Annotated in this window: 11 protein-coding genes; 8 read left to right on the top strand and 3 right to left on the bottom strand. The window is 40.1% G+C overall.

Annotated elements, in window-relative coordinates; genetic code table 11:
- The first annotated feature begins 93 nt into the window (after positions 1-93).
- The 3 genes from ID165_RS10990 to ID165_RS10980 all read left to right on the top strand — a co-directional run bounded on the left by ID165_RS10990 (position 94) and on the right by ID165_RS10980 (position 3,153).
- The gene (locus ID165_RS10990) at positions 94-852 is read left to right on the top strand and encodes a YqjF family protein (protein ID WP_225587083.1); all 759 of its coding nucleotides are present in this window, start codon (positions 94-96) and stop codon (positions 850-852) included.
- Positions 853-1,051: 199 nt separating this feature from the next.
- Positions 1,052-1,966, top strand: a complete 915-nt coding sequence (locus ID165_RS10985; RefSeq protein WP_192350513.1) for a hypothetical protein — start codon at positions 1,052-1,054, stop codon at positions 1,964-1,966.
- Between the two features lie 206 nt (positions 1,967-2,172).
- Complete coding sequence (locus tag ID165_RS10980; protein WP_192350511.1) at positions 2,173-3,153, top strand: PD40 domain-containing protein; 981 nt, start codon at positions 2,173-2,175, stop codon at positions 3,151-3,153.
- 30 nt (positions 3,154-3,183) lie between these two features.
- Here ID165_RS10980 and ID165_RS10975 read toward each other — a convergent pair whose 3' ends face one another.
- From ID165_RS10975 to ID165_RS10965, 3 genes are all read right to left on the bottom strand, one after another.
- Complete coding sequence (locus tag ID165_RS10975; protein WP_192350509.1) at positions 3,184-4,416, bottom strand: glycosyltransferase; 1,233 nt, start codon at positions 4,414-4,416, stop codon at positions 3,184-3,186.
- A 137-nt stretch (positions 4,417-4,553) separates the two neighbouring features.
- Positions 4,554-5,525: a polysaccharide deacetylase family protein gene (locus ID165_RS10970; RefSeq protein WP_192350507.1), complete on the bottom strand. Its 972-nt coding sequence runs from the start codon at positions 5,523-5,525 to the stop codon at positions 4,554-4,556.
- A 171-nt stretch (positions 5,526-5,696) separates the two neighbouring features.
- The gene (locus ID165_RS10965) at positions 5,697-6,926 is read right to left on the bottom strand and encodes a hypothetical protein (RefSeq protein ID WP_192350505.1); all 1,230 of its coding nucleotides are present in this window, start codon (positions 6,924-6,926) and stop codon (positions 5,697-5,699) included.
- A gap of 249 nt (positions 6,927-7,175) precedes the next feature.
- Here ID165_RS10965 and ID165_RS10960 point away from each other — a divergent pair, with 249 nt between their 5' ends.
- The 5 genes from ID165_RS10960 to ID165_RS10940 all read left to right on the top strand — a co-directional run bounded on the left by ID165_RS10960 (position 7,176) and on the right by ID165_RS10940 (position 13,378).
- Positions 7,176-8,957 carry a glycoside hydrolase family 9 protein gene (locus ID165_RS10960; RefSeq protein WP_225587082.1) on the top strand — a complete coding sequence of 594 codons (1,782 nt, stop codon included), beginning with the start codon at positions 7,176-7,178 and terminating at the stop codon, positions 8,955-8,957.
- Positions 8,950-9,699 (top strand): polysaccharide deacetylase family protein, encoded by a 750-nt coding sequence (locus tag ID165_RS10955; RefSeq protein ID WP_192350501.1) that lies wholly within the window; start codon positions 8,950-8,952, stop codon positions 9,697-9,699. The genes ID165_RS10960 and ID165_RS10955 overlap by 8 nt, the downstream gene beginning before the upstream one ends.
- Before the next feature lie 321 nt (positions 9,700-10,020).
- Positions 10,021-11,658 carry a Na/Pi cotransporter family protein gene (locus tag ID165_RS10950; RefSeq protein ID WP_192350499.1) on the top strand — a complete coding sequence of 546 codons (1,638 nt, stop codon included), beginning with the start codon at positions 10,021-10,023 and terminating at the stop codon, positions 11,656-11,658.
- 68 nt (positions 11,659-11,726) lie between these two features.
- Positions 11,727-12,272 carry a hypothetical protein gene (locus ID165_RS10945; protein ID WP_192350497.1) on the top strand — a complete coding sequence of 182 codons (546 nt, stop codon included), beginning with the start codon at positions 11,727-11,729 and terminating at the stop codon, positions 12,270-12,272.
- Between the two features lie 113 nt (positions 12,273-12,385).
- Complete coding sequence (locus ID165_RS10940) at positions 12,386-13,378, top strand: ligase-associated DNA damage response exonuclease (protein WP_192350495.1); 993 nt, start codon at positions 12,386-12,388, stop codon at positions 13,376-13,378.
- The last annotated feature ends 1 nt before the right edge of the window (position 13,379 follow it).

Genomic DNA, 13,379 nt, shown 5'->3' with positions numbered 1-13,379 from the left:
TAATATTCTTTTATTCAGGTTTTTATGATTTATGGAAGATTTATATATCAGATGGATGCGATCCCCTTAATCCAAGTGTACAGCAGACATACTTTGAAAAAAATAAACTTAATTTTTGCGTTGAATAGAGAGATGACGATAAAAGAAATATTGAATAGTAGGGAACACAGACCTTGGGAAATGCCGACAGAAAAATGGAAGTATTACCAAGAGTGGAATAACGCTATATTTCTTCATTGGCAAGTTGACTACCGGGAATTACGGGCTTTAGTTCCAACGGACTTGGAAATTGACCTATTTGACGGAAAGGCATGGGTTTCGTTGGTGGCATTTACGATGGAGAAAATTAGACCAAGAATTTTGCCTGCTTTTCCGCCTATATCAAACTTTGACGAGATTAACGTACGGACTTATGTAAAGAATGGTAAGAAGACAGGAGTCTATTTTTTGAGCATTGAAGGAGGGAATCGGGTTTCCTGTAAGGTCGCCAGAACACTTTCAAAATTACCTTACAGGTACTCGAAAATGAAACGGGGAAGGGGTCTATTCCGCTCAGTGAACAAGCTTTATAATGATAAAATGAAAATAGCGTATGAAATTGGTCATGAACTGAAAGAAAAGACTGACCTAGATAGATGGTTGACTGAAAGGTATGCGCTATTTCAAGATACCAAGACATCTATTAACGAATTTGAAATTCACCATGTCGAATGGCCGGTATATGAGCTTGAAAAAATAGAACTTGAAATTGAATACGTTAGATTTGGTGAATTTCTCAAGACCTTTCCGGACAGAATGCACTATTCTACAGGTGTGCAAGTTATCGCTTGGGACAAGAAAAAAAGTGAATAACAGACTACATTTACTTTGCAAAAGGGTCGCTGAAAAGCTAATTATAGCTTTCTTGATTGAAATCAGCGGCAGTTCCATTTTGAAGATGCGATTCCCCGAAATTTCCACTTCAATAATCCGGTAAGCATTAAATGATACTAAAAAATTATTGATAAGATCGACGAAATTCTTAATTTGCTCTCGGTGAAGAGCTCGGGAAGTGGGAGAAGAGAATTCTGTTCAACGTGAGATTCATGTGTTACTAGAGGATATATTTATGAAATATCGATTGCTTTTGTTATTTGTGCTGGTGTTTTGTCATCATTTATTTGGGCAGAAGAAGGTAGAGATTGCGGAGAGTGATGTGGTTAGACACTTTATTGAGGAATTGCCTAAGAGATTGAATAGCTTTGATTTGAAAGATTTGCGTTCATCTACTGATTCCCTGAATATTCGAATTTGGCAACCCCATAGGATATTTACATTAAATTTTGCGGATTCAATTTCTTCGAATTATAAAATTCATGCCGCGGGAGAAAAGCCAATTTCATCGACTTACAATTTTTCAGAAAACATTTCAAAAAATATTTTGGACTCCTTATCTGCATACAGAATAATGGAACTTCAAGATGAAAACTATAGAGGATTAGATGGAGCTTTTGTTTTCTTCGAGATTGCTACAAAAAACGAATACAAAGTTGTTAGTTTTTGGTCTCCATCTGCTGAAAAAAGTAATGACAGCAATTCTGTCTTTCATATTCTTTCGATGCTAAATAGATCAATAGGTGCCTTAGAACTCCAAAATGAATTTCGCAATTCGTTGCCTCCCGGAGAATATGTATGGGGAATGAAAAGTCTTCACATGGATAGATTTTTAGCTGAAGGTGCATTTAGGACAGATTTTTATGATCAGGTTGAGATGAAAATCAAAACGGAATTGAATATTACGGAAGAGACTAATCATTGGGAATATCCAATTGTCTTAATCGATGACAACCCGGCGATGATTGCGGATTTAAATAATTATACTCAAAGCGAAGTTTCGAAGCTTGAAATTTTAGGGCCTGACAATGAGGAGCTAGTACTGTATGGATCTAGAGGAAGTAAGGGGATTGTGAAATTAGAAACTAGATGAAGAGCCCGGTAGGATTAGCGCCATGAGACTGATATACCTTTTGACCATGTCTTTGATACTATATGGGCAGCTGTCCCCGTGTTGGGAGTTAATGTGATGCAGTATACCCGTTCTTTTTAAGGAATATATTAGCGAGGGTTTTTAAACTTTAACTATAGTCCAGATTAGTTCTTGTTTACTTTAATTGAGTTTGTAGCTTTCCGGAAATGAAATATATAAAATTACAGCTGTTGCTTCTGCTTATTTGTCAATTGGGTTGTCACTCAGTTAAAGGAGGTTTTGAGAAGTATAGTATTGACTTAGATGCTACGCCTAAATCGCCTCAGCTCTTTGGTAAAAATGTTATTTCTACCCAATTTTATGAAAGGGATATGGCAATTTCTCCGAAAAGGGATGAGATTGTTTTCACAAGAGGCGATCACAAGCAAAATTATAGGGTTTTGGTAAGTATCAAGAGGAGCAAAGGCCAATGGGGCAAACCCGAAATCTTGAACATATCCGGGGTTTATCAGGATATAGAGCCTTTTTTCGCAAATAATGGTGACAGACTTTATTTTGTGTCGAACAGACCAATTTATGGAGATAGCACAAGAAGTGATTATAATATATGGTACACTGATAGAATAGGTAGTGCATGGGCTGATCCCGTTTCGCTTGACTCGGCAATAAACACCCCGGACGATGAGTTTTATCCATCAATAAGCAGCAAAGGAAATTTGTTTTTTACGGCTACCAGAGTAAATGGGGTAGGCAAAGAAGATATATTCGTGTCAGAGTTGGTGGATGGTAAGTATCATTCTCCTGAACCTCTACCGGTAGAAATAAACACGTCTTTTTATGAATTCAATGCATTTGTCAGCCCTAATGAAGACTATATAATTTTTAGTTCTTACGGCAGAGGCGATGATTTGGGACGTGGGGATTTATATATAAGTGAAAAAGACTCTTCGGGTGAATGGATGGAATCCAGAAATTTAGGATCGGAAATCAACTCTTCCTATTTAGATTTCTGCCCTTTTGTAGATTGGGAAGGGCGTAACCTATACTTTACTAGTGAAAGGGGAATCGCAGTCGATTCTGAAATTAAGAATATGGAGGAACTACAACGAATTTTTAACCGCATAGAAAACGGATTTGGAAATATCTATCAGGTAAGCTTTGAAGAACTGAATTTGGTAGAAAAATAGAATGTTGAACCCAATACCAATTGGAACAATTTATCGTAAAACTTCCAAGTAAACCTGTTCCAATTCATCCACCATTCTTTTCATACTAAATTGCTCAATTACTCTGGCTCTGGCAGCTAGCCTCATTTTGTGAAGTAAATCGGGATTTTGGAGTAAATCAATACAGTAGTTACTTAATTTCTCCCAAGCCTCAATTTCAGTAAGATAGCCCTGTATCCCCTGCTGGATGACTTCTCCAATCCCTCCTGCACTGGTGGCTACCACCGGGACTTCACAGGACATTGCTTCAAGCATGGCGATAGGTAAGCCTTCAAATTCTGAAGTACTTAGATAAATATCCATCAGCGACAGGTAGGGGATCACATTTTTTTGCACACCCACCAAATGGAAATTGCCGGATTTACCTGCTTTGTTGATTTTTGTGACGATTCTCTCTCTCCATTCTCCATCTCCTACCAGGATAAAATGTGTAGTGGGATTTTGTGTCAAAATCTCCAAAGCAACCTCCACCCATAGCCATAAACGCTTTTGAGACCTGAATACAGCAACGATTCCGATAATAGCGGCATTCTCTGGAATGTTAAGATCCATTCTGAGAGTCCTACCGAGGCTGCTCACTTGATGATTGTTACCTGCTGCCTTTTTTTCAACCGTACCTTGTATAGTCTTGCTTTTTGACTCTTGTGTCCCAGTTCTATTGAAAACATCCGTATTGACTCCATTTTGAATTACTTTCAGTTTCATTCTTCCTCCTCGCTGATAGGGATCCCAGATTGAATTTAAGCTCATTGAAAGTGCAACTTCATTAGACACTGCTATGGCTACATCCTGTTTTTTGAAGCTGATGCGATTGCCCCAGTACGAGAGTTTGTTGTATCGCTCCCAAGTATTATGCTCGGTATAGACAATGGGTATGCTTAGGGTATTGCCAACTGATCTTGCCAAAATTCCTGCCCAAGGAAGATGGGCATGGATAATGTCTATTTCATTGGATTGGATAAAGTGACGCACTTTTTTTACCTGAAAGAACAGTCCCAGGTTACTAGAGGGAATAAGGTGAACCTTAATTCCGGCTTTTTCCAGTTCATCCGTGATATTGTTCTCTTGATGGTAAAAGTAGATGCAATGAAATTCAAATTGGGATTGATTATGAACCAGTGCGGTTTCCGGTATTAATTTTTCTGCTCCTCCACGCCCAAGGCTTTTGATTAGATGTAATACCTTGATTTTTTTATCAAAAGCTTGTAACTCTTTATTTGTCATTTTATAGTATTCAACTTAGATGTTCCATCCACTTTTGAGCCTGCGTTTACAGCTCACTACCTGTATTTTTCATCCTGTCGACAGATGGTGCGTTTCAGTTCTATCCTTTTAAATTAGTAATTCTCCTAAATTGATAACTAATCCTTTTCAAGCATTTCTCTAATCTCCTCCATAGTCATACTCTCCATCCCAAATTCATACTTTAATGATTGGAAATGAGATATAATTTCATTCAATTCATGCATAGCTGCTAAAGGATCAGTTGCGAAATTATGAGGATGCCACCAGAGATGATAGATTTCATTTGATTTGGCAGCGGCAAGCATCTCTTCCTTTATCCGGTTTAGCCGTACTGAATTAAAGAGTTTATTGCTTTTGGAAATCGGGCGAAGAATTCGGGATGCCGGAATCATCAGGGGCTCATTCTCCAATCGGCTCATTTGTGTTTTGGGATAGCTCGTTTTTGTACCAACTCTGAAAAAGCAATCCGCAGACCTAAACCACTTTTTACTAAGGTCTTCGTGTTGTGTTTCCTGCCAGTACCAGCTTTGGGGATTACTTCTTACCTGTGTATATCCTTCCTCAAGACAGATAGGTAGGTACAGTTCATTGATATGGTTTCTGGGGAAAACAAGGGATTTCAATGTGACTGCGAATTTATCCTGAGAGATCCGCTGAGTTGCCTGCAAATCTTGTCTAAACTGTTCGGGACTTTGGCCACGCATTAAGGTATAGTAGTGGGCAAATGTATGGGATCCAAGTTCTTGTCCGGGTGTATCGATTATGGCTTTGACCAGTTCAGGTGCAAAATGAACCTCTGATCTAAATCCTGTCTTTTTCACAAACTCATAGGCGGATAGCTTAGGATCGCGATAGCTCGGAACTTGAATAGGAGAGTAGTATTTCCATTCCTCTTCGTTTTCTGCAAAAAGCATCCCTACAGTAGCCCAAGTAGCTTTGATTTCATTTTTCCAAAATACCTCAAGCATATCGGGTATGAGTTGCCTTGTACGACTGAAATAAGCGGGATCATAGCCAGTGCCCACCTTGTCAAAAATCCCCCAAAGGAGTTCGAAGTCAAGACTGATTGTGAAAGTGCCGTGGGACATGTTGGTTATATGGATTATGGAGCTGGATTGTGATAAGGTGGTCTGGAGTAAAGAGCGTTTAGATAATGAGTGCTTAATTTAACTTAAAAGTTTCCGGTTTTTCCATTTTACATCAGTTTGGAAGTGAAGCTAGAAGATTCATATAACATAGGAATCTAAAATTTCTCCGCCTTAGTTGCTATTCTCTAATCCAATTTCAGCCTCTTCAATCCTCCTTCTTTCCTCCTCTACAATTCTATTGTAAATTTCAGCCCGCTTACGCACTCTGTTGGTCTTTTGCCAATCCAAAAATGCGGCTATTACAAACAGCATATAATACATGATCTGGGATTTTTGGCGAATGATAATTCCAAGGTTTGACATCACAAAAGTCATGGAAATAGAGATGGAGATAAATACTACAGCAGACATTTTTACCATGGCAGGAGCTTCCTTGATATACTTTATAAAGTCCTTGTTGAGGATTCTGCTAAACATGTAGATGTACAGAGCATTTTCGAAAGAGATAGCTATCCCCAACAGATTGGGAGAATCTATAAAAAGTGGTCTAAACCAAAAAGTAAACAATTTCATAGGGAGGCTGTAGGAGGTCATGTCTACACCGGATCCCGCCGATCGTAACCGTTGGGCATTCAGTCCGGATTCCTCTTCGAAGCTTGCCAGTACATTGTTGGGATCATAGCCAAGAAAGGTCAGCAAGTCTTCATAGACATAAATGCTAATTGCTATTGCCCCCAGGGCTACCAGGTATTTTTGATAGACAGGTACTTTTTCTTTGCCCAGCACAAAACCCACACCCATTCCTACCAGTACGGCAAAGAGAATATGCGGGCGTATCATATAGCACATAAATCCTCCTAAGAGGATATGAGGAGTTCTTTTGGCAGGCCAAGAGAGTCCGTAAGTCAATATTCCCAATCCGGCGAATATATAAGCACCCTTGCCAAGAGATGCAGTCCAGAAGTGCATGTTTGGAAGAAACATAAAAATGGTAATCGCATCCCAGCCTTCAAATTTGGCATTGAAGCGAAGATTTTCTTTGAAGAAGCAATAGAAATATACGAAGCCCCAGAACCCTACCCACGCGCTGAAAAACATCATCATGTCGTAGTTGAATCCCAGCCACCTGGCAAAGGGGTAGTTCACCCATTCTATGAAGAGAGTTCCCGGTTCAAAAGCAGAAGCCCAATCTTTGTATCTTCTGTAACTGTTAAAATAATTGACAGAATCAGACCTATTGAACTGGGCGTAAGTCCAGTAGATCAGTCCAAAAAACATATGATACCAGTACAACTGGTTAAGCATGCCGGCTTTGATCCACTTATGTTCCTTCTGAAGTTGGCCCAAAATAGGTTGGCTCACAGCAAAGAGTAATAATATAAGGATGACAGCTCCTAGCAAGGGATATTGGTTTTTGCTAAAGATATTGAAGAAAGGCAGTATTGACAATAATTAGAGAAAGCAGATTGGGATAAGTGTCGGATTTGGATGATTAGGCAAGTACCTGTTTCAGATTGTCATTATATTTCAATTGGTTTCTTTTTCAGGCATCATTACATTGGTGTAGTAATGAAAGAGCAAGGGCTGCTTTCCTGAGTGTAATCACCAGGTTTGGAGGGGATTTTTGTTTGCAAAAAAACTGTAATGAACATGATTAAAATCAGATTGATTTTACTTTATATTTTGGGTCTATTTCTTTGTTCTCAGCAATTGTCTGCTGAAATATTGCTGGAACTTCGGGTCAATTTGGCAGGATATCCGGTTCATTCGCCCAAGAAAGCCTTATTGTTGAGTCAAAAGAGGATTGCAAAGAACATCCTGTTGAAAAAGGAGGGAGGTAAACTTGTAGCAAGTTATAAGTTGACAGAACAGGATAATAGCTGGCATCCTTTTTCACATTCTTATTCGGTGGATTTTACAGCCATAGAAGAACCTGGACAATATTTTCTGGAACTTGAGGGAGAAGAAATCAAAAGTGAAAGTTTCTCAATAGGGGCCTACCCTGCATGGCAGGAGGATGTTGTGGGGTTTATAAGGTCTCAGCGCTGTGGTTTTAATCCGTTGACCGGTAAATTCTGTCATCAGCTGGACGGGTTGAGTTTTTTTGGAACCGAAGAAGATTCTACCAGGATAGACGCAACAGGAGGGTGGCACGATGCCGGAGATCAACTGAAGTATCTGATTACCGGTAGTAATACCGCGGCGAGGTTGTTGATGGCCTATCAAATGAATCCTGATGCCTATGTAGATGAAGTGAATGCCGGGGGACATAATGGGAAGAATGATCTTCCGGATGTCTTGGATGAGGCAAAGTGGGGCTTGGAATGGATATTGAAATTACACCCGAATCCAAATGAATTATATCACCAGGTAGCTGATGATAGGGACCACCGCGGATTTAAACTGCCCCACGAAGACAATGCCGATTATGGCTGGGGTGTAAATAGCTTTAGACCCGTATATTTCGCCGGCGGAAAGCCTCAGGGACTATCACAATACAAGAGCGAAGCGACCGGGATAGCCAATCTGGCCGGGCGATCTGCCGCCACTTTGGCGTTGGGTTATCAGGTATTCAGTCGGTTTGAAGAATACAAGACCTTTGCTGAAACCTGTCTTCAGGCGGCCATGGAGCTTTATGAAATGGGACAAACTCAGGAAGGATATCAGCAGGGGAATAGTTTTGGTGCTCCTTATCGCTATGAAGAAAACACATGGGCGGATGATATGGAGTGGGCGGCAGCGGAACTTTACAAGATCACAAATCAGACGAATTTCCTCGAGGAGGCGCGGAGATACTCTGAGATAATCAATACCTGGTCTTGGATGGAACGGGATTCTGCCAGTCATTATGAGATGTATCCTTTTGTAAACATGGGGCATTATGCTTTGTGGCAAGTGGGAACGGATGAGGATAAGGTCAAAATGGCTGGGTTCTATGAGCATAATCTGGAAAAGGTCAGAAAAAGGGCGGAGAAGAATCCCTATGGAGCGGGACATTTGTTTATTTGGTGCTCCAATAATTTGGCAGCGGCAGTTTCTACCCAGGCCATGCTTTACGAAGAGATGACAGGTTCTAAGAAATTCAGACCGTTAATGCAGGATCATATTAATTGGCTTTTGGGTTTGAACCCTTGGGGAAGTAGTATGATTACGGGTTTGCCGGAGGGATCAGATTTTCCCGAGGATGTACACATGCCTTTTTGGAGAATCTTGGGCAAATCAGTAAAAGGAAGTTTGGTGGATGGTCCTCTTTGGTCTTCCATCCATGATCAAATGCTTGGAATAGAACTGGAGGAACCGGACGAGTACAGTCATCTTCAGCCTCAGCATGTAAAATACATGGACGATTGGATGGATTACAGTACGAATGAACCTACACTGGACGGTTCGGCAGAATTACTGATGATACTCACTTATCTCAACAATGACTAAAGGATTTATAGTGTGTTCATTCTTCTTAATGTTTCGGTTACAGGCACAGGAAGTTATAGATGCTTTTGGAGCTAGGATCCGGTCTGATTCTGCGGAAAAGATAATTTATCTGTGTTTTACCGGTCATGATTATTATGAGGGATTTGATCATGTACAGAAGGTTCTGGAGGAAGCTCATATCAAAGGATCTTTTTTCTTAACAGGGGATTTTGTACGTAAGCATAAAGAATTGGTCTCTCAGCTGGCTGCTTCCGGACATTACGTGGGTGCACATTCTGATAAACACCTCCTCTATTGTGATTGGGTGAAGAGGGATAGTCTATTGGTCAGCGTAGAGGAAATCAAAAAAGATATTTTGGACAATGTAAAAGAGCTTAATGCGTTGGAAATATTTCCACGGATCTTTTTGCCTCCTTATGAATGGTATAATCGCCAAGTGGTGCAGATTGCATCTGAAGTTGGACAATACACTGTTAATTTTTCTCCAGGTACCCGTTCAAATGCTGATTATACGACACCGCAAATGAAAAACTATGTTGCATCTGAAGAAATTTTAGCCAGTATTTACGAATATGAGTCCAGCCATGGAATGAATGGGTTTCATTTGCTTATTCATCCTGGGACAGATCCTGTAAGGAAGGATAAGTTTTATTTCCATATGGCGGGTCTAATCAAGGAATTGCGGCAGAGAGGCTACGGTTTTGATACTTTTTTAAATGAGTTTTCTGATTATCGAAAATGATATAGAGCTTTTGGCAAAGCAGGTACTATTTTAGGAATGCCCGTGGAGGTGAAAAAAGTGGGGTTACTTAGAACAATTCATGGAGTATTCATTTTACAGCATATACATAATTTTTAAATTTAGAGGTTTAGTGCACTTTTTGAAACTATATTATATGATTATCTGCAATGATAGCAGTAGCATTGTTTTCTTTGGTTTGCTTGCCGGAAGGCCCGCCACGTCGAAGCAAGCCGAAGTAGCCTCAATGCTAGAGTTTACCAAGTCTTAAATTGTTGTTGTTTCGTTAGTGGCAGAAAAGCGGATATACAGACTATATATAAAATGACAGAACAATCTTTCGATTTTTGGATGTTTTTAGCAGGACTTGGTATATTCCTCTTCGGAATGCGTCATTTAGAGGAGGGGATTAAAGGCCTTGCCGGAAAATCATTTCAACACTTCATTAAACGTTTTACCAACCGAAGTTGGAAAGGTATCCTCACCGGTACATTTGTAACCGCAATCCTACAAAGCAGTTCCATGGTGACGTTGCTTGTTCTCGCTTTTCTGGGAGCGGGAATGCTAACCTTAAAAAGTGCTTTGGGGGTTGTTCTTGGAGCAAACCTGGGAACAACTATCACAGCATGGATAGTGGCTGCTCTCGGTTTTAAGATGAACATTGCTGATTTTTCGTTTCCGTTTCTGGCAGTTGGAATTCTGTCCTATTTATTTTTGGAGAGCAGACCGGTTTTAAAAAATATCGGAGGTTTTTTAATAGGTTTTGGGCTGTTGTTTCTGGGGCTTGATTTTATGAAAGATGCGCTTGATGCGGTCGCTGACCAGATTGATATCACCACTTTTGCAGAGTATGGACTATGGGCCTTTTTACTTCTAGGGTTGATCGTGACGGCTTTGGTACAATCGAGTTCTGCGATGATCGTAATTATTTTGAGTGCACTAAATGCAGGGTTGATCGATGTCTATCAATCCTTTGCTATGATAATAGGTGCAAATATGGGGACAACTTCTACTTTGCTTCTGGGATCAATTGGAGGAACGGCAGACAAAAAACGACTTGCCATTGCCAATGTTATATTTAATTCGGCTGCAGGAATCATCATCTTTATGTTTTTAGAACAGGTAGTCGATGGTGCATATGTTCTTTTCAATATGACCGATCCCTTGATGGAACTGGTGTTGTTGAACACACTTTTAAATCTGGCGGGGATTTTACTTTTTTTGCCATTTTTGGGTGCTTTCCAAGATTTTTTAAAGAAACGTTTCAAAAGCGCCGAACCTTCAGGTGAAACGCTGTACGTGAAAAATATTTCTGCTGAATTTCCTGATGTAGCTCTCCAGGCAATAAAGGATGAATTGGATCAGATATACCATTATGTTCAGGATTTTGTATATCACAGCTTTGCTCTTGGAGCTGTATCGCCAAAGCCCTCCGGATGGAAGTCTATTTTCCAAACGGCAGTTAATATCAATGAGAAATATGAGAAAATAAAATGTATAGAAGACGAATTGTCAGCCTTTTATGCGCTACTACAAGAGCAAAATCTAAACACGACTGAATCAGAAGAATTGACTTCAAGTATGATGTCCCTTCGGTCCCTGGTGTATGGAGCCAAGGATATCAAGGATGTCGCCCATAATATCAAATATATGGCAGAAAGTGAAGATCCACTGGCTATTGAAGTTTTGGGCAGGCTGCAAGCTTTTGTGAAAACTCAGACTGAAGCAGTATATGAAAACGGCAAGAGAAAAGATGAAAAGGCTTTGGCTTTGAAAGAAATGATAGATAAAAATGAGGGTTTTTATGAAGAAATGATTGCGTTTTTATACGAGAACATTAAAAATCATTCCAAAAAGGGAGTTCCTGTTTCCACCATAACCAATGTGATAAAGCAAACCGTTTCCTCTATGAATAATTTGTGCAACGCTTTTCAGGTAAAGCGAAGGGAAATTGAAATTTAAAAAAGAACATTCCATCTGCTTTATTCATGGTGGTTTTCTTGTGAATAAGCTCAGGAAAAACTAAAAAAATGGAACAAATCAAACTAGTATTCTTCCTGTTTGGATCTTTTTTCGGGATAGATGACAGCTATACCATGGCTGAGCGGACAGATGTAAAAATCGACACTCAAAACCATGTCATCGACATCTATCAGAAAAATGTATATACCACCACTGTCAGTGAACAGGATAGTATAGCTGTGTCTGAAGAACTTTTCAGGATAGGAAATCCTGCAGCAAAAGACAAGCGTTTCTTATGGGCGGAAGAACTGGACTCCTATGCTTGGAAGACATTTGATATCACAAGTGATTCTGAAAATAAAGAACTGAACATAGATCTTAACTTGAAATACAATACCCGGGAACAGCTAAGAGATTTTGCTATAGACTACGTGGAAGAGGAGGGTACGTATGCTATAGTTAATATAGAATCTTGGAATATTCAGACGACTACCGGAGAACTGAGAGGTAATTATTGGTATTTCAAAGATGAGATTTCTTTCAGTATTTTTCCCGATACACCTAATTATCCTAAAACAAGTCTCTACGAATACTGGGAAAAGGTCAAGCTGTAAACGCATGGGGAATAGGTAAGCTGGGATCAGGAGGATTTTCCATGTAAAACTATCAGCCCGGTATAATGGTTGTATTTCACAGTAGTGACCCTCACTAGTGTAAGAAAAGTATCATGCTGGAATTTACCGACAAAGGCATTTTTTGCCCAAGAGCAGATGTTTACATTGATCCATGGAAACCCGTTAAGTCGGCTATAATCACTCATGGGCACAGTGACCATGCGAGGATGGGTAATGGCCATTACATCTGCCATATGGAGACCATACCTATTTTGCGATTAAGATTGGGTTTGGATATATCTATTCAGGGATTGGACTATAACCGGACAATTACCAAAAACGGCGTACGCATAAGCCTACATCCCGCGGGACATATTATTGGCTCGGCTCAGGTACGTTTGGAGTACAAGGGGGAAATATGGGTGGTGTCAGGAGATTACAAGTTGATGGCTGATGGACTCAGTGTTCCTTTTGAACCGGTAAGATGTCACCATTTTATTACAGAATCCACGTTTGGACTACCCATTTATAATTTCCCTCACACAGAACAAGTATACTCGGGTATCAACCAATGGTGGAAGCAAAATGCTTGGGAAGGCGTAAATTCAGTTGTCATAGCGTATGCTTTGGGTAAATCCCAGTCCATTCTTCATCATTTGGATTTGGATATAGGGGATGTTTTTTTACATGGGGCAGTAGCCAATGTAAATGATGTATTCAACGCTGAAGGGTATAATTTCCCGGGAGTAAGAGTAACTCCTGAAATAGATAGAAAGTCTATAAAGGGAGCTATAATCCTAGCACCACCTTCTGCCTTGTCCACTCCTTGGATCAGCAAATTTTCTCCATCCCGAAAAGCAATGTGCAGTGGATGGATGCAATTGAGAGGTGCCAGAAGGCGTTCCGGAGTAGATCGGGGATTTGTCTTATCAGATCATTGCGACTGGACACAACTCAACGAAGCCGTATTGGCTACCGGTGCGGAAAACATTTACGTCACCCATGGATACCAAAATACATTTGCCAAGTGGCTTACGGACCGTTACCAACTCAATGCAATTGAAATAAAAACGCAATTTGAACCCGCCACCGCAGATCTGGAATAAG

Origin of the sequence: Algoriphagus sp. Y33 (genome assembly GCF_014838715.1) — a bacterium.
In the GTDB taxonomy this organism is placed as follows: Bacteria; Bacteroidota; Bacteroidia; order Cytophagales; family Cyclobacteriaceae; genus Algoriphagus.
This window is presented reverse-complemented; position numbering and strand designations above follow the sequence as displayed.

Coding starts and splice junctions, on each gene's coding strand:
- ID165_RS10975 (WP_192350509.1), bottom strand. CDS start 4,416: ATGACAAATAAAGAGTTACAAGCTTTTGATAAAAAAATCAAGGTATTA.
- ID165_RS10980 (WP_192350511.1), top strand. CDS start 2,173: ATGAAATATATAAAATTACAGCTGTTGCTTCTGCTTATTTGTCAATTG.
- ID165_RS10960 (WP_225587082.1), top strand. CDS start 7,176: ATGATTAAAATCAGATTGATTTTACTTTATATTTTGGGTCTATTTCTT.
- ID165_RS10955 (WP_192350501.1), top strand. CDS start 8,950: ATGACTAAAGGATTTATAGTGTGTTCATTCTTCTTAATGTTTCGGTTA.
- ID165_RS10950 (WP_192350499.1), top strand. CDS start 10,021: ATGACAGAACAATCTTTCGATTTTTGGATGTTTTTAGCAGGACTTGGT.
- ID165_RS10970 (WP_192350507.1), bottom strand. CDS start 5,525: ATGTCCCACGGCACTTTCACAATCAGTCTTGACTTCGAACTCCTTTGG.
- ID165_RS10940 (WP_192350495.1), top strand. CDS start 12,386: ATGCTGGAATTTACCGACAAAGGCATTTTTTGCCCAAGAGCAGATGTT.
- ID165_RS10945 (WP_192350497.1), top strand. CDS start 11,727: ATGGAACAAATCAAACTAGTATTCTTCCTGTTTGGATCTTTTTTCGGG.